16 protein-coding genes are annotated in these 20,492 nt (G+C 73.6%); 9 read left to right on the top strand and 7 right to left on the bottom strand.

What is annotated here, in order from left to right; all coding sequences use genetic code 11:
• Positions 1-164 precede the first annotated feature (164 nt).
• The 3 genes from ACGFWJ_RS25755 to ACGFWJ_RS25745 form a co-directional block, all read right to left on the bottom strand.
• On the bottom strand, positions 165-671 hold the full coding sequence (locus ACGFWJ_RS25755) for an NUDIX hydrolase (RefSeq protein ID WP_392953714.1): 507 nt from the start codon (positions 669-671) through the stop codon (positions 165-167).
• Positions 668-2,167 carry an SDR family NAD(P)-dependent oxidoreductase gene (locus tag ACGFWJ_RS25750; RefSeq protein WP_392953711.1) on the bottom strand — a complete coding sequence of 500 codons (1,500 nt, stop codon included), beginning with the start codon at positions 2,165-2,167 and terminating at the stop codon, positions 668-670. Before ACGFWJ_RS25750 ends, ACGFWJ_RS25755 begins: the two co-directional genes overlap by 4 nt.
• Positions 2,168-2,279: 112 nt before the next feature.
• Positions 2,280-3,221 carry an AEC family transporter gene (locus ACGFWJ_RS25745; protein WP_392953708.1) on the bottom strand — a complete coding sequence of 314 codons (942 nt, stop codon included), beginning with the start codon at positions 3,219-3,221 and terminating at the stop codon, positions 2,280-2,282.
• Positions 3,222-3,974: 753 nt separating this feature from the next.
• Between ACGFWJ_RS25745 and ACGFWJ_RS25740 the strand changes: the two genes are divergently transcribed.
• The 4 genes from ACGFWJ_RS25740 (at position 3,975) to ACGFWJ_RS25725 (ending at position 7,581) form a co-directional block, all read left to right on the top strand.
• Positions 3,975-4,721 carry a transglycosylase SLT domain-containing protein gene (locus ACGFWJ_RS25740; protein ID WP_392953706.1) on the top strand — a complete coding sequence of 249 codons (747 nt, stop codon included), beginning with the start codon at positions 3,975-3,977 and terminating at the stop codon, positions 4,719-4,721.
• A gap of 215 nt (positions 4,722-4,936) precedes the next feature.
• The gene (locus tag ACGFWJ_RS25735) at positions 4,937-5,611 is read left to right on the top strand and encodes a DedA family protein (RefSeq protein WP_392953704.1); all 675 of its coding nucleotides are present in this window, start codon (positions 4,937-4,939) and stop codon (positions 5,609-5,611) included.
• Positions 5,612-5,773: 162 nt separating this feature from the next.
• On the top strand, positions 5,774-6,946 hold the full coding sequence (locus ACGFWJ_RS25730) for a sensor histidine kinase (protein ID WP_392953701.1): 1,173 nt from the start codon (positions 5,774-5,776) through the stop codon (positions 6,944-6,946).
• A complete protein-coding gene (locus tag ACGFWJ_RS25725; protein WP_392953698.1) occupies positions 6,937-7,581 on the top strand; it encodes a response regulator in 645 nt (214 codons plus the stop codon). Before ACGFWJ_RS25730 ends, ACGFWJ_RS25725 begins: the two co-directional genes overlap by 10 nt.
• A gap of 59 nt (positions 7,582-7,640) precedes the next feature.
• Here ACGFWJ_RS25725 and ACGFWJ_RS25720 read toward each other — a convergent pair whose 3' ends face one another.
• Positions 7,641-8,924 carry a hypothetical protein gene (locus ACGFWJ_RS25720; protein ID WP_392953696.1) on the bottom strand — a complete coding sequence of 428 codons (1,284 nt, stop codon included), beginning with the start codon at positions 8,922-8,924 and terminating at the stop codon, positions 7,641-7,643.
• 203 nt (positions 8,925-9,127) lie between these two features.
• Here ACGFWJ_RS25720 and ACGFWJ_RS25715 point away from each other — a divergent pair, with 203 nt between their 5' ends.
• Together ACGFWJ_RS25715 and ACGFWJ_RS25710 are read left to right on the top strand one after the other, a co-directional pair.
• Positions 9,128-9,757 carry a hypothetical protein gene (locus tag ACGFWJ_RS25715; RefSeq protein ID WP_392953693.1) on the top strand — a complete coding sequence of 210 codons (630 nt, stop codon included), beginning with the start codon at positions 9,128-9,130 and terminating at the stop codon, positions 9,755-9,757.
• A gap of 190 nt (positions 9,758-9,947) precedes the next feature.
• Complete coding sequence (locus ACGFWJ_RS25710; RefSeq protein ID WP_392953690.1) at positions 9,948-11,387, top strand: GuaB1 family IMP dehydrogenase-related protein; 1,440 nt, start codon at positions 9,948-9,950, stop codon at positions 11,385-11,387.
• A gap of 89 nt (positions 11,388-11,476) precedes the next feature.
• Here ACGFWJ_RS25710 and ACGFWJ_RS25705 read toward each other — a convergent pair whose 3' ends face one another.
• Positions 11,477-12,151: a DUF5995 family protein gene (locus tag ACGFWJ_RS25705; RefSeq protein ID WP_392953687.1), complete on the bottom strand. Its 675-nt coding sequence runs from the start codon at positions 12,149-12,151 to the stop codon at positions 11,477-11,479.
• Between the two features lie 870 nt (positions 12,152-13,021).
• Here ACGFWJ_RS25705 and tyrS point away from each other — a divergent pair.
• Positions 13,022-14,395: a tyrosine--tRNA ligase gene (tyrS, locus tag ACGFWJ_RS25700; protein ID WP_392953684.1), complete on the top strand. Its 1,374-nt coding sequence runs from the start codon at positions 13,022-13,024 to the stop codon at positions 14,393-14,395.
• 114 nt (positions 14,396-14,509) lie between these two features.
• Positions 14,510-16,699 (top strand): WD40 repeat domain-containing protein, encoded by a 2,190-nt coding sequence (locus ACGFWJ_RS25695; protein WP_392953681.1) that lies wholly within the window; start codon positions 14,510-14,512, stop codon positions 16,697-16,699.
• A 4-nt stretch (positions 16,700-16,703) separates the two neighbouring features.
• Here the strand turns inward: ACGFWJ_RS25695 and ACGFWJ_RS25690 are convergent, their stop codons facing one another.
• On the bottom strand, positions 16,704-17,141 hold the full coding sequence (locus tag ACGFWJ_RS25690) for a MarR family winged helix-turn-helix transcriptional regulator (RefSeq protein ID WP_392953678.1): 438 nt from the start codon (positions 17,139-17,141) through the stop codon (positions 16,704-16,706).
• Positions 17,142-17,228: 87 nt separating this feature from the next.
• On the opposite strand from ACGFWJ_RS25690, the gene ACGFWJ_RS25685 reads away from it, so the two are divergent.
• Positions 17,229-18,140 (top strand): zinc-binding alcohol dehydrogenase family protein, encoded by a 912-nt coding sequence (locus tag ACGFWJ_RS25685; protein ID WP_392953676.1) that lies wholly within the window; start codon positions 17,229-17,231, stop codon positions 18,138-18,140.
• Between the two features lie 84 nt (positions 18,141-18,224).
• On the opposite strand, the gene ACGFWJ_RS25680 is transcribed toward ACGFWJ_RS25685, so the two are convergent.
• The gene (locus ACGFWJ_RS25680; RefSeq protein ID WP_392953674.1) at positions 18,225-20,435 is read right to left on the bottom strand and encodes a HEAT repeat domain-containing protein; all 2,211 of its coding nucleotides are present in this window, start codon (positions 20,433-20,435) and stop codon (positions 18,225-18,227) included.
• Positions 20,436-20,492 lie beyond the last annotated feature (57 nt).

The raw sequence follows: 20,492 nt of genomic DNA, 5'->3' as shown, positions 1-20,492 counted from the left end.
GGACGAGGGGGTCGTGGGCCGGAGGTGTGCGGCCCGGGAGGCGCGGCGGGCCGGCTCGCAGAATCGGACGATCCGCATCCGCACCATCTGGACCCGGTGTTGCGCGGCGGGAGGGGGGTTTCGCGGCGCGGCGCTACGCGCGGTGAGCGGGAGCTGACGGACCGTCAGGTCGCGTAGCGCCAAGTACCGCCGGGGGCCGGGTGATTCGGCAGCCAGGCGGCCAGGACCTGGGCGGACGGGTAGAACATCGGCTCGGGGAGCGCGTCCACCGGGAAGCGTTCCCAGCCGGCGCACGCGTGCGGCTCGGTGACCAGCGCCTCGGCCAGGCTCGGCGGGGCCAGCACTGCCGCCGTCACCCGGGTGCGGCCCAGCTCGTGGTCGAGCAGCACCGCCAGCACCCGCATCTCCTCGGCGGGCAGCACGATGCCGGTCTCCTCGGCCAACTCCCGTGCCGCGGCCTGCTCGAAGGACTCGCCGGGGTGGTCGACCTTGCCGCCCGGCAGGCTCCAGGTCGGCGGCTCGCCGGCCGTGGTGCGCCGTCCGATCAGCACCCGGCCGTCCCCGGTCGGCACGATCACACCCGCGCCGACCAGCGGCGGAACCGGGTGCGGGCCACCCGCGCCGACCAGCGGCAACGGGTGCGGACCGACCGGGAGTTGAGCTTCCGTCACCACTTGCCCTTCTGGTAGTCCTTCAGGAAGCAACCGTACAGGTCCTCGCCCAGCTCGCCGCGGACGATCGGGTCGTACACCCGGGCCGCGCCGTCCACCAGGTCGAGCGGGGCGTGGAAGCCCTCCTCGTGCAGGCGCATCTTGTCGGGGTGCGGGCGCTCGTCGGTGATCCAGCCGGTGTCCACGGCGGTCATCAGGATGCCGTCGGTCTCGAACATCTCCTGCGCGCTGGTGCGGGTCAGCATGTTCAGCGCGGCCTTCGCCATGTTGGTGTGCGGGTGGCCGGCGCCCTTGTAGCCGCGGTCGAACACGCCCTCCATCGCGGACACGTTCACCACGTACTTGCGGCGGGCCGGGGACGCGGCCATCGCCGGGCGCAGCTGGCTGATCAGGATGAACGGGGCGGTGGAGTTGCACAGTTGCACCTCCAGCAGCTCGATCGGGCCGACCTCGGAGACGGTCTGCACCCAGCTGTTGGTGTCCGCCAGGTCCGGCACCAGGCCGCCGGCGTCGATCGCGGTGCCCGCCGCGATCCGCTCCGGCGAGGCCGAACCCGTCACCAGCGCCAGCGAGGTGACCTCCTCGGCGCTCACCGCGGGCTGCTCGGTGCGGCTCTGCCCGGGCAGCGCGGGCACGTCCACCGCGCCCGAACCGTACCGGCCGATGACCGTGGAGGCGGGCAGCACGCCGGCGGGCAGCGGCGCCGACTCGGCGGCGATCAGCTCGCGGTACGCGGCGGGGGAGCGGCGCACGGTCTGCGCGGCGTTGTTGATCAGGATGTCCAGCGGGCCGTCCGCGGCGACCTCGTCGGCCAGCGCCATCACCTGCGCCGGGTCGCGCAGGTCGATGCCGACCACCTTCAGGCGGTGGATCCAGTCGGCGCTGTCCGGCATCGCCGAGAAACGGCGGATCGCGTCGTTCGGGAACCGGGTGGTGATGGTGGTGTGCGCGCCGTCGCGCAGCAGGCACAGCGCGATGTACATGCCGATCTTGGCGCGGCCGCCGGTCAGCAGCGCGCGCTTGCCGGTCAGGTCGGCGCGGGCGGTCCGCCGCTGCCGGCTGAGCGCGGCGCAGTTGCGGCACAGCTGGTGGTAGAACGCGTCCACCTCGGTGTACCGCTGCTTGCACATGTAGCAGGAGCGGGCCCGCTCCAGGATGCCCGCCAGCTCGCTGGTGGTCTCGGTGCTCAGACCGAACACACCCGCCGTCTCGTCGTCGATCCGGCCCGGCGCACCCGTCGCGGTCCGGGACGTCACCGCGCGGTCGTTGGCGGTCTTGCGGGCCCGGGTCTCCTGGCGGCGGCGCTGCTTCAGCGTGCGGAAGATCCCGCCGACGGCCATCCGGACCCGGATCGCGTCCGGGTGGTCCACGTGGATCTCGTCCAGCTCGGCGATCACGCTCAGGCACAGCTCAAGGCGGTCGGGGTCGATGCCCTTGCCGTAGTCGATGTCGTCCTCGACCGGTTCGGTGCCCGGCTGGCTCTGCGCGTTCGTCACTGCGGATGCTTCCTCTATCTCCCCATGGATACCGGCGAACTCTACGTGAGCGGGCCGGGCCGGGGCGAAGCCTGTGACCTGCCGCACTTCGGTGCAGCACGCCCGAGAGGGCTCAACGTCCGCCCAGTGCCCAGGCGATGCCCGACAGCGTGAGCATCGACAGCACCGTGGAGACCAGGACGGAGGAGCGTGCCAGCACCGGCGCCGCCCCGTACAGCCGGGCGTACACGTACACGTTCTGCGCGGTCGGCAGCGCCGACAGGAGCACCACCGCCAGCAGCTGCGGCCCCGGCAGACGAAGCAGCAGCGCGCCCACCGCCAGCGCGGCCAGCGGCTGGGCGACGGTCTTCACCAATACCGTGACGGCCAGCTCGGCACGGTCCGGACGCTGCGCCGCCGCGCCGGGCGGGGTGTGCAGGGACAGGCCGAGGGTGACCAGCGCCGCCGGGACGGCCGCGCCGCCCAGCAGTTCCACGGAGTGCGCCAGCGGCCCGGGCAGGTGCCAGTGGGCCGCCGAGAACACCGCGCCCAGCCCCGCACCGAGGATCACCGGGTTGCGCAGCGGCAGCAGCGCCAGGCGCCGCAGCCGCTCGGCCGGTCGGGCGGCGGAACCGGTCGCGGAGTCCAGCAGGGCCAGCATGACGGGCGTCACCAGCAGCACCTGGAACAGCAGCACCGGCGCGACGAAGGACGCGTCGCCGAGCACCTGCGCGGCCACCGGGATACCGAGGTTGCCCGAGTTCACGTAGCCCGCCGCCATCACGGCCATGGTCCGCTCGGCGGGTCCGCGCTTGAACAGTCGGCGGCCCGCCAGCAGGGCCAGCGCCGAGGCGGCCAGCGTTCCGGCGGCGAACGCCAGCATCGAGGTGTTGGCGAACCCCGCCAGATCGGTGCGGGCGACCACCGTGAACAGCGCGGCCGGCATCGCCACGTGGAACACGAACCGGCCGAGCACCGACTCGGCGTCCGCACCCAGCAGCCCCGTCCGTGCCGCCAGCCACCCGACCGCAGTCAGCACCCAGATCGGCGCGAACGCCGCGACCAACGCTTCCACCTGACCTCCCGCCGCAGTCAACCAGGCGTGCCCGAACGGTCGTTCGGCGGGGTCGGCGGTGGCCCCCGTCACAGCCGGGCGGCGGCCGTCGGCCGGTTCGGGTGGCCCGGGCCACAGTCGGGTGCGGGTGTGCGGCAGGGCGGTCGGTGGCCCCCGTCACAGCCGGGCAGGGGTGGCCGGTGGCCCCCGTCACAGCCCCGCCGCGACGGGTGGCCGGGCGGCTGCGGTGGGTGGTCGGGGTGAGGGCCGGGTCACAGCGGACGGGCGGTGGCCGGGGTCACAGGGCCCCGCCGCCCGGGGCGGGCGGGAGACCGGTCGGCGATGGCGCGGAACCCTTGGCAGGACTGGGCTCCGGCCCAAATTCCGTGGCGCCGGGCGGGGTTGGCGCTTCCTGGGAGCGGGCTGTGAGGCTGCTCATAAGCAGCTGGGAAAACCGGCCGCGACGACGTGCCAATTCCCTTGGGGCGCAAGGGATGCGGGCCGGTCGCCCGGCCCGGGTCGTCCCATTTCGGGGTGTTTGCAGCCGGGTTGGGCGCTCAGGCAATGTCGTGGTTGTGCCCCGAGCCGTTCAGCTGCTCACGGGGCTTCACGGCGCAGCAGACCGCAGCACGCATGCGGCGCAGCGTCCCCGGTGAGCACGAGCCGCCGGGCCGGCCGTCCCGGGCCGAGGAACCCCCGCAGTCCTGCGGAGGTCCCCCCTTGGCAAAACCGGGTGCGGCGTGACCTGGAACACGACTCTCGGAGGTACCCGAAATGCGACGCATCAAGAACAACCTGGGCCGACTGCCGCAGATCCGCCAGATCCGCATGGGCCACCACCGCATGCCCGACGCCTTCCTCGGCGTGGGCCTGGCCGGTGCCATCGCCGTCGGCGCCCTGCTGCCCGCCACCCAGGCGTTCGCCAGCCCGTCGCCCGCCCCCGCCGCGACCGCTGCGGTCGCCACCGACAGCCAGAGCGCCGCGCAGCAGCCGGCCGCGCCGCAGCCTGCCGAGCAGCCGCAGCAGCAGCCTGCCGAGCAGCCGCAGCCGCAGCAGCAGCCTGCCGAGCAGCCGCAGCCGCAGCCCGAGCCGGCCCCCGCTCCCGCTCCCGCTCCCGCCCCGGCCCCGGCCCCGGCCCCGGCGCCCGCCCCCGCGCCGGCCAAGCCGACCTACGCCAACAACCTGGACGGCTGGATCGCCGAGGCCCGCGACGCGCTGGCCGCCGCCGGCAAGCCCGTCCCGTCCGCGAAGGCGATGCACGCCGCGGCGATCGCCGAGTCCTCCGGCAACCCGAACGCCGTCAACAACTGGGACATCAACGCCAAGAAGGGCACCCCGTCGATCGGCCTGACCCAGATGATCGAGCCGACCTTCCGCGCCTACTCGCTGCCCGGCCACAAGGACATCCGGAACCCCGTCGACAACCTGATCGCCAGCTCGCGCTACTGCGACGCCCGCTACGGCTCCATGGACAACATGGCCGCCGCCCGCGGCTACGGCGCCTACTGGAAGGGCTACTAAGCCGGCTTCCGGGCCAGCTCTGCCCTTCGGCCCCCTGCGGACTCGTTCCGCAGGGGGCCGCGGCATGTCCGGGACCGTTCCGGACGGGGGTGCGGAAACCCGTAATCGGAGTGGGTGGGAAACCGCGTACCGCCGGTGAGCTGCGGATTCCAGGATGAGTGACGACCCCGGGCGAACGGCCCGCGGGCCACCCACTCGTGAGGAGAACCCCGGCGATGCAGCTCATTTCCCTGGCGACCGCTTCCCTGGCGACCGAGCAGGCACCCACCGACGGCGTCGCCGGCTGGGCGGCCGGCCTGGTCGACACCCTCGGCGGGCCCGGCGCCGGACTCGCCATCGCGCTGGAGAACCTGTTCCCGCCACTGCCCAGCGAGGTGATCCTCCCGCTCACCGGCTTCGCCGCCGGGCGCGGCACCCTCAGCCTGCAGTCCGCACTCGGCTGGACCACGGCCGGCTCGGTGGCCGGCGCCCTCGCCCTCTACCTGCTCGGCGCCGTCTTCGGCCGTGACCGGATGCACGCGATCTGGGCCCGGCTGCCCCTGGTCAAGGCCTCCGACCTGGAACGCACCGAGGCCTGGTTCGCCCGCCACGGCACCAAAGCCGTCCTGCTCGGCCGGATGGTGCCGATCTTCCGTAGCCTGATCTCGGTCCCCGCCGGCGTCGAACGCATGGCCCTGGCCCGCTTCACCGCACTCACCGCCATCGGCAGCCTCGCCTGGAACAGCGTGCTGGTCCTGGCCGGCTACGTACTCGGCGACCGCTGGGACGTGGTCGAGGGCTACGTCGGAATCTTCTCCAAGACCGTCCTGGTGCTCGCCCTGATCGCGATCGCCGTCTACCTCGGCCTGCGCCTGCGCGGCCGCGACGCCCGCCACCGCCGCGCCCGCTGACGCCTGCGGCGGGCGGTAGGGGTGGGGGCCGGCGGTGGGTGGTGGGGCGATCGCTGCGGGCAACCGGGGTGTCGCCGATGGCCGGTGGTGGCGATGGTGGCTGTGGCGGCTCAAGTGGCCCGTGGGGGTGGGGTGATCGTGGTGGACAGTAGGCTCCCGTCCATGGGGGAGGGATCGATCGTGGTGGGGGACAGCGTCGCACCGGCGCCGTGGCCGCGGCGCGCTCTCGGCGGGCTGCTGGGGGTGCTGACCGCGCCGCCGGCCGCGCTGTACCTGGTGTTGGCGGGTGCGCTGCTGGGTCCGTTGCTGCCGTGGCCGGGGATCGGGCCGCGGGCCCGGGCCGCGTTGCAGGGCGGGGCCGTCCGGCTGGCCGCCGTGGAACGGGCGCGCCGGGCCGTCTGGTTCGGTGACCGCTTCCCCGTTCACTACCGCGCCGAGGACCGCGAGTTGCTGCGCTACCTGGCCCGTCGCACCGGGGTCGGGCTGGTGGCGGGGCTGGTGCTCGGTCTGATCGGGTTCGGCGCCGTTCTGGTGGTGCTGCTCGCGGCGGGGGCGCTGCGCGGCACGCTGAGTGTGGCCGATCTGTTCGGGCAGGTGCTGCTCGGCGGTGTGCTGCTCTTTCTCGCCGTTCAGGGCCTGGCCTCGCTCGCCGACCTGGACGCCCGGCTGGCCCGCGACTGTTTCGGCCCGTCCGAGGCCGAGCTGCTGCGCCACCGGATCGCCGAACTCGCCGACAGCCGGGCCGCGGTGCTGCACGCCGTGGACGCCGAACGCCGCCGGATCGAACGTGACCTGCACGACGGCGTCCAGCAGCGGCTGGTCGCGTTGCGGCTGCTGCTCGGCCGGGCCCGGCGCGGCGGTGACCCGCAGCGCACCGACGAGCTGCTGCGCCAGGCGCATCGGGAGGCGGCCGAGGTGCTGACCGAGCTGCGCGAGGTCGCCTGGCGGGTCTTCCCGTCCGCGCTGGACACCCTCGGGCTGGACGAGGCGCTGGCCGGCCTCGCCGAGCGCTGCCCGATCCCGCTGCAGGTGCACTGCCCCCGGGAGGCCGGGACGCTGCCCCAACCGGTGCTCACCGCCGCGTACTTCGTGGTCAGCGAGTGCGTCACCAATGCCGCCAAGCACTCCGCCGCCAACACCCTCGAGGTCGTCGTGGAGCGGGACGGCGCCAAGCTCACCGTCCGGGTCGAGGACAACGGGCGGGGCGGCGCGGACCCGGCGGGCGGCGGCCTGTCGGGGCTGCGCGGCCGGGTCGCCGCGCTCGACGGGACACTGCACGTCCACAGCCCCGCCGGGGGCCCCACCGTCGTCACTGCGGAGCTGCCATGCGGGTGATCGTCGCCGAGGATTCGACCCTGCTGCGGGAGGGCCTGGTCCGGCTGCTCGCCGAGGAGGGCCACCAGGTGCTGGCCGCCGTCGGCGATGCCGAGGCCCTGCTCGCGGCGGTCGACGCCGACCCGCCGGACGTCGTGGTGGTCGACATCCGGATGCCGCCCACGCACACCGACGAAGGGGTGCGGGCCGCGGTGCGGATCCGCGGGAGCCGGCCCGAGGTCGGCGTGCTGGTGCTCTCCCAGCACATCGAACGCGGTTACGCCGCCCAGCTGTTGGCGTCCGGCGCGGAGCGGGTCGGCTACCTGCTCAAGGACCGGGTCGCCGAGGTGGACGAGTTCCTGGACGCCCTCACCCGGGTCGGCTCCGGCGGTACGGTGATCGACCCCGAGGTGGTGCGCCGTCTGGTCGTCCGCACCGAGCACGCCGACCCGCTGGCCCGCCTCACCCCCCGCGAACGCACCGTCCTGGAGGCCCTCGCCGAGGGCCACACCAACACCGCGATCGCCGCCCGCCTGCACCTCTCCCTGAGCGCCGTCGAAAAACACCTCAACGCCCTGTTCGACAAACTCGACCTCCCCCGCACCGCCGGCTACAGCCGCCGCGTCCTGGCCGTCCTGCGCTACCTCGGCGCCTGAGCCACGCCTGCGGCCGGTTCAGCGCGAACGATCCGACCGTCCGCGGGTGGCCCGAAGGTTCAGGGACGGTGGGTGAGCACCCGCAGGCGGCAGGGTGCGCAGGCGTGGATGCCGTACGGGCCGTAGCGGTTGATGGGTTCTCCGCAGCCGGCGCACGGGCCGAGGTCGGCGAGGTCGCAGCCGAGGGCGGCCGCGGCCCGGTGGCGTTCTTCGGGGGTGAGGGCGAGGCGGCGGAGTTGTCGGGGGATGGCCAGCAGCCGGTCGGGGACGGTGTCGAAGGTGTGCAGGGACGCGGCGTCGGCGTTGCCCCGGCGGGGGCGCGGGTCGTTGAAGGTGAAGGTCTCCTCGCCGTAGCGGCAGACGGGGTCGAGTTCCTCGCGGGTGTAGGTGATCGCGGCGTCGGCCGGGGCCTGCTCGTCGGTGCCCGGCTCGCTGTCCTCGGCGAAGGTCGCCCTCCAGCGGTCCCGGTCGGCGGCCGGCACCCACATCCTGGAGACGGTGCTGCCGTCGGTCTGCATCGGCACCCGCATCGGAACGAACTCGCCGGTGGCGCTGGCCCCGACCAGCTCGTCCACCTGGGTCGGTGCCTTCTCCGGCAGGCACAGTGCCGGCAGGTACCAGCCGGTGTGCATCTTCCCGCACCACGATCCGTTCACCGGGCAGGTTCGTACGCTGCTCGCGGTGCATTTCCACTGCTGCAGGTGTCGGATTCCGGCGCGGACCACCATCGCCAGCGGTGAGGCGATCTGCCGCCACGACAGGTCGTCGACCCGTGCCCACGGTGCCCGGTCGATCAGTGCGGCACGGTCGCTGCTGGTCACCCACAGCGGCACGATCCCGTGCGCGGCCGCGTTCCGGGAGCGCCGGCGCACCGTCTCCGCGGTGATCGGCGAGTACTGCGCCTCCCAGCCGATCCGGAGCCCGCCCGGCCCGGTGACGAGGACGTCGGTGCGCACCTTGCCGTCGGCGGTGCGGGCCTCGAGCTCCCAGGTGCAGCCGTGGCGGTCGGCGGCGCGGGCGATGCGTTCCTTCATCGCCTTGTGCTTGTCGCTCTCCTCCGCCGTCGGCGTGCGGCGGATCGGCAGGTGTGCGGCGACCCAGGTGGTGCGACCGCGGACGGTGCGGCGCCGGATCGTCATCCAGGGTGAGCGTTCCGCGTCGTGTTCTTCTGCCTCGCACCGGCCTTCGTAGTGGTGCTGGAGGCATTCGAGGAGTTCGCGTTCGCGCTGGTCGATCGGTGCGGTGATCTGGGCCAGGAGCTCTGGTCGGTCGCGGTGGCCGAGGTCGGGCTCGGTCAGGTTGATTTCGATGCCGTATCCGGTGTGGAACACGCCGTTCGCCATGACGAAAGATTGGGAGCTGGGCCGACCCTTTAAACGGATCGTCAAATAATCGAATTCCAGATCGAATCAATGTCGCCATCTCGCCCAGTGGCCGCGGGCCCGCCGGGGGTCGCGCCGCGGCCGCACCGCATCGGCCCGTCCGGCAGCCGGATCGGAACCCTCCAGGCCTGGCCCCGGGCGGGCTCGCGCGCGAGGATGGCGGTATGGATGCGCAGCGGTTCGCCAAGGCCCGCACCGCGCTGCACGCGGTGGCCGAGCACCTGCTGGCCGGTCCGCAGTACCGGGCGGCGGGGACGGTGAGGTTGCGTGCGTATCCGGGTGGGTTCGCCACTCGGTTCGAGCCCAGGCTGCGGGTCAGTGGTGCTCAACTGCTCAGTGCCGGACGGTCGTTGGAGCTCGCGGGGGCGAGCTGCGCGGAACTCGGGGCGCTCGTCGGGATCGTGCCGGGCCGCCCCGAGGGGTTGTACGGGGACGGTTCGGGCGTGGCCCTCGACCAGCCGTTGGAGCTGGACGCGGCGGGTGCGGACGCCGTCGCCGCCTGCTTCGCGCACGGCGACGCCGCGTTGCGGGCGCTGTTCGCGCAGGCCGATCCGGTGCTGTGGCCGGAGCACTTCGATCTGGCGGTGACGGTGGACGAGGTGAACTACGGCGTCTCGCCCGGCGACACCTTCCTGGCCGAGCCGTACGCGTACGTCGGCCCGTCGGCGCCGCGCACCGGCGCGTTCTGGAACGCCCCGTTCGGTGCCGCCCGCACCCTCGCCGAACTGGGCGATCTGTCGGCGACCACGGCTTTCCTGGCGGAGGGCCGGCGGCTCACCTCCACGCTCCTGTAGCTTCCTCCAAGTCGCTTGTGGAGCGGTGGCCGTCCGCTTGTGCCGATCTTCAGGATTCCCGTGTGGGCTGGCCTCCGACCAGGGAATCGGTGAGGATTGAACGCTGGGTGCGGCGCGCCCGGTGTGTCTCATGGCACAGCCGTACCTGCGCCCCAGGTGAAACGTTCCTCCCCAGCCAGAGAGCCTCTTCATGCGCTTCCTGAATGACCTCAAGCCCGCGTACGACCTGACGTACGACGACGTCTTCATGGTCCCCAGCCGTTCCGCCGTGGGCTCCCGGCAGGCCGTCGACCTCTCCTCCCACGACGGCACCGGCACCACCATCCCGCTGGTGGTCGCCAACATGACCGCGATCGCCGGACGCCGGATGGCCGAGACCGTCGCCCGCCGCGGCGGACTGGTCGCCATCCCGCAGGACGTCCCGATCGAGGTCGTCGCCGAGGTGATCGGCTGGGTCAAGCAGCGTCACCTCGTGCACGACACCGCGCTCGCCCTCGCCCCCGGCGACACCGTCGCCGACGCCCTGGTGCTGATGCCCAAGCGCGCCCACGGCGCGGTGGTCGTGGTCGAGGGCGGCCGGCCCGTCGGCGTCGTCACCGAGGGCGACTGCCAGGGCGTGGACCGGTTCACCAGCCTGTCCGAGGTGATGTCCCGCGACCTGCTGCTGCTCGACCGGGACATCGACCCGCGCGCCGCGTTCGACCGCCTCAACGAGGCGCACCGCAAGCTCGCCCCCGTGGTCGCCCCCGACGGCACCCTGGTCGGCATCCTCACCCGCAAGAACGCGCTGCGCGCCACCCTCTACACCCCCGCCGTCGACGCGTCCGGCCGCCTGCGGGTCGCCGCCACCGTCGGCATCAACGGCGACGTCGCCGGCCGCGCCAAGGCCCTGCTGGAGGCCGGCGCGGACGTGCTGGTGGTGGACACCGCGCACGGGCACCAGGAGGGAATGATCGCCGCGCTGCGCGCCGTGCGCGCCCTCGACCCGCGAGTCCCGATCGTGGCCGGCAACGTGGTCTCCGCGGCCGGCGTGCGCGACCTGGTCGAGGCCGGCGCGGACATCCTCAAGGTCGGCGTCGGCCCCGGCGCCATGTGCACCACCCGGATGATGACCGGCGTCGGCCGCCCGCAGTTCTCCGCCGTCCTGGAGTGCGCCGAGGAGGCCCGGCGGCTCGGCAAGCACGTCTGGGCCGACGGCGGCGTCCGGCACCCGCGCGACGTGGCGATGGCGCTGGCCGCCGGCGCGTCCAACGTGATGATCGGCTCCTGGTTCGCCGGCACCCTGGAATCCCCCGGCGACGTCCAGACCACCGCCGACGGCCGCCAGTACAAGGAGAGCTTCGGCATGGCCTCGGCCCGCGCCGTGAGCAACCGCACCTCCGAGGAGTCCGCCTACGACCGGGCCCGCAAGGGGCTGTTCGAGGAGGGCATCTCGCACTCCCGGATGTTCATCGACCCCGCCAGCCCCGGCGTCGAGGACCTCATCGACTCGATCGTGGCCGGCGTCCGCTCCTCCTGCACCTACGCCGGCGCGGCCGACCTCGAGGAGTTCCGGCAGAACGCGATCGTCGGCGTGCAGAGCGCGGCCGGCTACGCCGAGGGCAAGCCGCTGCACTCCAGCTGGGCCTGACGGTCTCGCGCTTTCGGGCTTTCGGGCTTTCGGGCTTTTCGGGCGGGCTCCCCTCGCGGGGGGCCCGCCCGGGTTTGTACGAGGAGGCTTCAGTTGAGCGACAGCGGGGTGAGCAGGGCCCGGCCGACCATGCCGACCGACCCCGACAGCGCGTCCGCCACCAGGCGGTACGCGGGCGGCAGGCGGTGCAGCTCCCACAGCGCCAGGACGGACGCCCAGGCGGCCTCGCGGGCCCGGTCGATGCTCCAGACGCCGACGATGTGCAGCAGCGGGTCACCGGCCGGGAGCGGCAGCAACGTGGCGCGGACCTGCGCCTCCACCTCGGCCAGCAGGGTGTTGATCCGTAGGTAGTCGGCGTGCAGCTGGTCCGGCCGGTGGCCGGTCAGCCGGCAGGTGTCGAGGACGGCGAGCGGCAGGTCGTTCTCGATGTGGGCGTTCATGCCGGCCAGCGCGAACTGCAGCGGGTGGACGTTCGCCGCGCCGCGCAGCTCGAACAACGGCCGCCAGCAGGCCGCCGGCCGCCGCCCCGCCCGGTCGTCGTCGACGGCGGCCAGGTAGCGGGCGGCGAACACGGCGTCGAGCTCCGCCATGGTGGCGGGGTCGTCGAAGTACGCGACGGCGAGATGGTCGCGGACCAGGCGGGTCACGGTCAGGTACATCGCGTTGAAGACGGCGACACCGTCCGCGGCGGGCAGTTCGGTCGAGAGCTCCGTCATCCGGTCGACCACCTGATCGACCGTCAGCACCGGTGTGGTCATGGGCATCCATCCTCCTTCGGTGACGAACCGACAAGCAGATGATGCGCCCACGATGGCAGGGGGCCGGGAGGCTGCCAAGACACGACGCGCGGCGGGGCGGAGGCCACGACCACTTCGGCGGGTGCGGCGAACCGGCCTCGGCCGGGTGGTGGGCGTCCCGCTGTGGCAGTGGCCGACCCGGGCGGCTTTCGCGGCCGGGGAACTCCCGTGTGGGACACGGCCGTTGGGCGGCAGGGTGCACGACCCGGGGAGGGCCGCGCAGGGGGGACCGGTCGGACAGTTCCCTCCCGGTTGGAACGCTGGCTCTCCGATCATGCCGAGTGCAGGGGGCCTGCGACCTCCGGTCGGCCGCGGCGGCTGGATCGCTGACGCTCGGAGTCGTGCTGTGCGTGCAGCGGGCCGGTGACCAGCTACTCACCAGGCCTGTCTTCCTGGCCGCCGATCTCATGGGCGACGTCTGGCACCAACTGCCCAGTGAGGTCTGGGAGATCTGATCGCACGTGGCCCGGGCGGCGAAATAGCCGGGTGCGGGGCGGTGTGGGGATGGTGCATGATGGGGGCTGCGGTGGAGCCGAGGGGCTGCTGCCGCTTCCTGTTCCCGGAGGTTTCACGTGGTGAAGCGATATTAGTGGCGGTCCCCACCGCCCTCCGGCCTGCCTGAAGTGACGGCGGCCGGGCCTCCGGATTTCTTGAACGACCTGTTGCGAATGCCTGTCCGGCTGTCTGCGTGTGCTCAACCGCAGGTGTCGGCGCGGGTGCGGTCGTGGTTTTTGGTGGTGCCGTGTATCGCGGGGCGGGTGCGTCCGACGTCTGTTGTTCCTGTACCCCGAGAGGATGGCCATGGCCGCCACCGCGTTCGACCGCAGCATTGCGTTGATGAGTGAACTGATCGAGAAGGAAGAGGAGTTGAGGGAGGGCCCGGCGCTCGGCCGGTTGCTGGAGGTGCTTGCTGGGCGGCAGCGGGCCGATCTCTCGGGGCTGGAGCCGCAGCGGCAGGCCGCGCTGCTGGGGGCGCGGGCGGCGGCGGTGCTGCCGGGGGAGCGGCAGTTGGCCGAACTGCTCGGTCAGGGGCGGGTGTTGACGGTGAAGTACGGCATCGACCCGACCGGGGCGGAGGTGCATCTCGGGCATGCGGTGCCGATGATCCTGGCCAGCAGGTTGCAGCGGATGGGGCACCGGGTGGTGTTCCTGGTGGGGGACATCACGGCGCGGATCGGCGACCCGTCGGGTCGGAGTGCGGAGCGGCCGCCGCTGACGGCCGAGGACGTGAGCCGCAATGTCGCGACGTACCAGGCGCAGGTCGGTCCGTTCTTCGACTTCGAGCGGGCCGAATTCCGGTTCAACAGTGAGTGGTTGGCGCCGCTGACGCTACCGGACTTCCTCACGGTACTGTCCCGGCTGCCCGCCTCGGCGGCGTTGCAGCGGGAGGACTTCCGGATCAGGCTCGCCGAGGGCAGCGGGCTGACGCTGGCCGAGCTGGTGTACTCGGTGGTGATGGCGCTGGACTCGGTGGAGCTCGTCGCCGACATCGAACTCGGCGGCCTGGACCAGCTGTTGAACCTCCAGATGTGCCGCCGGGTGCAGACCTCGGCCGGTCAGCAGCCGGAGGTGGTGCTGGCGACCGGGCTGATCGAGGGCACCGACGGCACCGGCGCCAAGATGAGCAAGTCGAAGAACAACTACGTCGGGCTGGCTTTCCCTGCCGAGGAGATGTTCGGCCGCCTGATGGCCTGCGCGGACCGGCTGCTGCCGGACTACCTCCGGCTGCTCACCGAACTCGTCGACGAGGAAGTCGAGTTGCTGCTCGCCCAGGCCGCCGACGGCCGCCGCCACCCGATGGCGGTGAAGACCCTGCTGGCCGCCGCCGTCACCGCGACCGTGCACGGCGCCCCGGCCGCACTCGCCGCCCGCGACGCCTTCCGCGCCCGTTTCTCGCAGCGCCGCTTCTCCGACGCCGGCCCGCTGCCCGCAGTGGACGCGGCCCGGCACGGCGCGGCGACCCTCGGCGAGCTCCTGGTGAAGGTCAGCGGGGAACTCCCGAGCCTCAACCAGGTCCGCCGGGTCGCCGAGGCGGGCGGCCTCCGCCTGGTGGTGGAGACTTCCGACGGCGGCCAGCGCATCGTGCCGCTGTCCCGCGCGGACGCCGACGAACGCCTGCTGGTGGTGCTCGGCACCCACGACCTGACGCGGGCCAGCGCACAGCGCCGGGTGTTCCTGCGCTGCGGACGGAAGGTGCTGGAGCTGAGCTGAGACGGCGTCACCAGGTCAACTGCCGCCCGCCGAGACGGGCTGGCCGGGAGATCCGTACGATCGGCTCCCAGCAGCCCGCCTCCGCGCGGGGACAGGACGACAGGGGAGCGTCAGTTGGAGCAGACAACCGCCGCGAGTCCGTACCCGGGCCCGGACGAGATCGACCGGCGGCAGGCGGCCCACCTCGACGCCGTGCGTCGGGGCGACGCCGAGGCCGCCGCCGACCTGGAGGGTGTGCTGTGGCGGGCCGACTGGGCCAGTGGCACCGACCTGGACCCCCGGCTGGTGTGGCAGGCGCACGTCGGACCGGTCGAGACCGCGGCCTGGGGCGAGACCGGGGACGGGCCCGTGCTGGCGTTGGCCATCGCGCTGGACGAGTACCCGCCGGTCGACGCGAAGCTGCGCCGGCACCGGCTGGAGGTGCGGGACGTCCCGACGGGCCGGGTCCGGACCGTCGGTTGCGAGGTGCCGGTCACGTTGCTGGCGGTGGCGGCCGACGCGGTGGAACCGCTGCTGATCTCCGCCCACTGGGACGACACCGTACGGGTCTGGGGCCTCGACGATCTCGCCCTGCGGTGGTCGGCCGACATCGGCGGGAGCCCTTGGCGCATGACCGTCCTCGGCCGTGGTGTCGATGCCCGACTGCTGATGAGGACCTACTGGGCCAGGGACGGCCTCCAGCAATGGGAGTTGGCGACCGGTGCGCCGCTCGACCGCGCGGGCCTGCCGGTCGGTTCCAACCTCAGCACCGCCACCCGCGCCGACGGGCGCCAGGTCGCCCTGGTCACCGATGACGGTGTCCTGTGCTGGGACCCGCAGGACGGCCGGACGTCCCGGCCTCCGGTGCCCGCCGGGATGAGCGACATCCGGGGCGCCACCCTGTCACTGGCGGGCGGACGGGAACTGCTGACCGTCGCCGACGAGTCCCACGTCCTGGGCACCGTCGATGTGGCGACCGGGCAGCCCACGGCCGGCCTCCTCGACGCACACGTGGGCTACCAGGGGGAGAGCCTGACGAACACGCACGGCCGTATCGGGCCGCACCACAACCCGACCGTCGTGGGATCCGCCGTCGCCGTGCCGACGATGTGGAACGTCCACCTCTGGGACGTCGAGACGCTGCGGCCGCTCGGCCCGCCGATCACCGGCCCCGTCGCGCTGGCCGAGACCACCGCCGTCCGCCGGGACGGCCGCGACCTGCTGCTCACCTCCTCGAAGCGGGACGGTGTGGTCGCGCTCTGGGACCCGACCGTCCCGGTGCACCGCGAACCCGGCCACACCCAGCGGCTGGCGGCACTCGCCGTCACCGCACCGGACGGCACCGTGGTGAGCGCCGACGAGGGCGGAACCCTGCTGGCCCGCCGCGCCGCCGACGGCACCCCGCTGGCCCCGCCCCTGCGCACGGGCGTCCAGGTGACGAGGAGCCTGACCGCCTGGGCGGCGGACGGCCGTGCGTACGCCGCCACCGGGTACGGCATCCACATCTTCCCCAACCAGCGCCTGTACCGCTGGGATCTCACCGCCGGCCGCCCGCTGGGCGAACCGGTCGACACGGGCACCGCCGTCGTCCACTGGATCGCCCACCTGCGGCTGCGCGGCGGCGACGCGGTGGCCACCGCCGGCGTGTACCCGCCCGCGGACTTCGACTCCCGCCCGGAGGAGGACACCGAAGAGGACGAGGTCTGGGAGAACGAGATCCGGTTCTGGCACCCCGACGACGGCACCCTGCTCGCCCGGATCGTCGCCACCGACATCGAGTCGGGCATCACCGGTTTTGCTGTCGCGACGCTCGACGGACGCCCGACCGCGGTGGTCTCCTCCCACGCCGAGGAGCCGATCCGGTTGTACAACCCCGACGACCCCACCGCCCCGCCGGACAGCGTCCCGGGCACGGACGGTCACCCCCTGCTGGCCGTCCTCGACGGCCGTTTCGTCGCCGTCCGGTCCGACCAGGGCCACGTGCTCGGCGCCCGCGTGCGCAACTGGCGGCGCTACCCGCACAGCGCGCCCGCCCCCGACGCCACCGTGATCCGCACCTGGCACCGGGACGGCCGCCCCGCCGGACCTGCCATCGAGGACGCCGCGCCCGTCACCGCATTCGCCGCCCGCACCTGGCCCGAGGCGTACATCGCCCGTACGGACGGCACCGTCAGCCTCACCGACCTCAGCACCGGCCGCCCGCTGGCCCGCCCCCTGCGCCTGCCGATCCCCGCCACCACCCTCGCGACCACCCCCGACGGCGCCCTGGCCATCGGGTTCGGCCGCGACGTCGCCCTCGTCCGGCCCCCGCTCCGGCGGTTCTAGCGGCTCAGGCCGCGCCTGCTTCGTGGAGGCGGGTCAGCAGGGCGATCAACTGCTGCTGCTCGTCCGGTGCGAGCGGGGCCAGCAGTTCGGCGTTGGCGGCCTCGGCGAGGGCTCCGCAGCGGGCGAGGGTGGCCGTGCCCCTCGGGGTGACGGTGACGGCGTTCTTGCGGCGGTCGGAGGGGTGGGGGCTGCGCAGGACGAGGCCCTGCTGCTCGAGATGGTTGAGGATGCCGACCATGTCCTTGGGATCGACCGCCAGCCGACGGCCGAGGTCGGCCTGGGTGACGGGCCCGTACTCGGCCGTGGCGGCCAGGACCGCGTGCTGCATGAGCTTCAGCCCCTCCGCCGCGATCGCGTCGGCGACCAGGCCCCGGCCTCGGGCCGCGACACGGCCGACGAGCCACGAGGGCAGGGACTGGATGCGCTGGAGGTCGGAGGTCATGGGCTCAGCCTAGCCAAATCGTTGGACTTCCCCATGATATCCGGATTATCGTTGGGACGCCCAATGAATTCGGATGGGGGAGGTCCTGTGCTGCGCATTCGCCATGAGGCCGGAGTGCTGCTCGCCGAGACGGTCGACCGGCCCGAGGCGGGCGCCGGGGAGGTGCTGATCCGGGTCGAGGCGGTCGGGGTGACACTGCCCGTCGTACGCAAGCTGCGGGAGGGCGGCGGGCCGGCCACGCTCGCGGGCGAGGTCGCCGGGGAGGTCGTCGCGGTGGGGGCGGGAGTCACGGCGTTCCGCGCGGGAGATCGCGTCACCGGACTGTGCTTCGCCGACGCCTATGCCGAGTTCGCCGTGCTGAACGCCGCCATGGCGTCCCCGATCCCGGTCGGTGCGACAGGAGTTGAGGCCGTCGCCCTGGTGCGCAGCGGGCTGGTCGCGCGCGGCGCCTACGAGGCCGCGCGTCCGCAGCCCGGCGAGTCGGTGCTGGTCACGGCGGCGGCGAGCGGCGTGGGCACGCTGGCCCTCCAGTACGCGAAGGCCGGCGGGGCGGCGCGCGTCGTCGCCGCCGTCAGCAGCGCCGAAAAGGCCGACTTCGTACGGGAGTTGGGCGCCGACGAGGTCATTCTGTACGAGGACGCCGACTGGGGCGCGCCGTACGACGTGATCCTCGACGGCGTCGGCGGCGAACTCCTCGGCCGCGCCGTCCGGGCCCTCGCGACGGGCGGCCGACTGGTCGCGTTCAGCTCCGGCGGCGGCACGGTCGAGGCGTACGAACTCCTGGCCCGCGGCGCAACGATGATCGGCTTCCAGATCCGCGCCATCGCCACCGGCAAGCCCGACCTCTACGACCGCTGGCGCCGCGACCTCTGGCACCTCCACGAAGCGGGCACCTTGCGCGCCGCCGTCCACGAACAGATCCCCCTCACCGAGGCCGCCCGGGCCCACGCCCTGATCGAACAGCGGCGCAACCTCGGCAAGGTGGTGCTCGTCCCGTAGTAGCTGCCCGCCGGGCCGACGTGATGTGGCACGGAGCTTGCCGCCGGTCCGGGCAGGGCGATCCGGTCGGTCAGGCCCGGTCGGTCAGGCCCGGTCGGTCGGGTCCTGCTGGGCGTCCGGCTGGTCGAGGCGGGCGAGGGCGGCGCGGCAGGCGCGCTGTAGGTTCTCGTCCTCCTCGATCGTGGTGAACAGGCCTTCGCCCCGGCCGGGCAGCGCCAGTTGGGCCTGAAGTGCGGAGGCGGCCGGGCGGGCGGCGGGGCCCATCCGTTCCAGGCAGGGCACGACAACGCGGCCGGTGTAGGCGTTGTTCTCCCAGGCCGGGAGCAGGACGTTCAGCACCGCCTGGGCCTCGCTCTCGCCGCCGATGTCCCAGAGCGCGGCCGCGCAGTGCACGCCATGCCAGTCCGTGCCTGTGGCTCGCTCCCGCAGGCGCGGCAGTGCGGCGGCGGCCGCGGGGCCGATCGCGCCGAGGAGGTCCGCGACGTCGTCGATGTCGATGGCCCGGAACGGCCCGCCGTCGTCGTCCAGCCCGGGCAGCAGCAGGGGCAGCACCTCGTCCGGGTCGGCGCCGACCGCCCAGAGCGTGGTGATCGCGGCGAGCGCCGTCTCGGCGTTCCCCGGAGCGGCGGGCCCGGCCAGGGCGCGGATCGCGGGCAGAGCGGGTGCCGCCGCCGGCCCGAACTGCCGCAGCGCCCGGAGCGCGTAGCGGACGATCGGCCACTGTTCGTCCCGTACCGCCCGGTCGAGCGCCTCCTCGACCGCGCCCAGCCCCGCCGGGTCCGCCAGGCGTCCCAGCGCGGCCAGGACCCCCGCCACCTCCTGTTCGGTCTGCTCCTGCTGCAGGTCGAACCCGCGCAGCCGGTCGACCAGTCGGGGCGCCAACTCCCCTGCCGCGCCCGGCAGGTGCCCCGCGGCAGGGATCGCCCGCCAGGCATCCACCCCGTCGTCCAGGGCCACCAGCAGGCTCGGCAGGGCCCGCTCGTCGCCGAGACGGGCCAGTGCGAGGGCGGCTTCCTGGTGGGCCCGGCGCAGCTCGCGCTGGGAATGGGCCCACCTGCGGGGCCCGCACTGCTCGCACGGCCCGCCGCACCGCTCGGCAACGAAGGCGGCCAGGGCAGGGCGGGCGGATTCGGCGAGCGGGCCGCACGCGGCGAGGGCGGCGGCGGCCTCCGCGACGACCTGCGGTCGCGGGTCGGCGAGGTGGTCACCGATCAGCGCGATGAGCGGGCCGTGGTCGCCGCGCCAGGACCGGATCAGCTCCTTCGCCATCCGCAGGGCGTCCATCCGGGCGCCCGCGTCCTCGCTGCGCAGTTGCTGGGCCAGCAGCTCGGTGCGTTCGGCCACCCGCCCGTTCAGCACCTCGTGGAAGCTGCTCAGCAGTCCGGTGACCGGCGAGTGGACCTTGCCGTCCCGGTCGAGTTCCTCGAACGCGGCGATGACGTGGGCCGGCGCGCTGCCGGGCTCGATCGCGGGCTGCGGGGTGGCAGGCGTCGGGGCGTGCCACCAGTCGTCGGCCGGGGCGGGCTGCTCGCGCAGCAGGCCGATCGCCGCCCGGACCGCTTCGTCGGCGTCGAACCCGGGCACGCAACGGGCACGTTCGACCAGCGCGCCCAGCCGGACGGTCGGGTCGAGCGCCGCGTCGTCCAGGAGCTCGCCGAACCAGGCCGTCGCGAACTCCGACACCTCCGGCCGCCGCAGGGCCAGCACGGCCGTCGTCCTGAGGACCAGCAGCCGCTCCACCGCGCCCGGCTCGGCCGCGAGCCGCTCGCGCAGTACCGCGAAGGCGCGCTCCGCGTCGTCGACGAACAGCCCGAGTGCCGGGATCGCCGCCTGCCGCACCAGCCGGTCCGGCTCCGCGGTGAACCCGATGAACGCCTCGGCCCGCTCCCGCACCAGCGCCGCCGCCTCGGGGTGCCCGACGTAGTCCCGGTAGGCGTCATCGGCCTCGGCATCCTGGCCTTCGGTGCCCGCGTCCGCACTGTCCTGGGCGAACCGGCGCTCGAACTCGAGGCGCTCGAGCGCGGATCCGCCGATGCTGACCAGCAGCTCGATCACCGCCGCCCGGTCCGGCGCGGCAGCATCCTGCGCCAGCTCGAACAGGAACGGCAGGCTCGCCGCCGTGCATCGGTACACGTCGCCCTGGTGGTGCACGGCGCTGTAGAACCTGCTGCGCGCGTCCCCGCGCGTCTCCTCCTCGGCGGACGCGAGCCCGCGCAGCAGCGCCGGTACCTCCTCCGCAGTGCCGTAGGCGTGGCCGATCTTCGACCAGTCGATCTCGTCAAGTCCCTCGAACATGGCTGGCACTCTGCCCACCGCCACTGACAAGCTCCCGGGAGAGGCAATCGCAGGTGG

Origin of the sequence: Kitasatospora sp. NPDC048407, assembly GCF_043200475.1 — a bacterium.
Classification (GTDB): Bacteria; Actinomycetota; Actinomycetes; order Streptomycetales; family Streptomycetaceae; genus Kitasatospora.
Note: the sequence above shows the minus strand (reverse complement) of the source record. Positions and strands in the feature narration are given on the sequence as shown.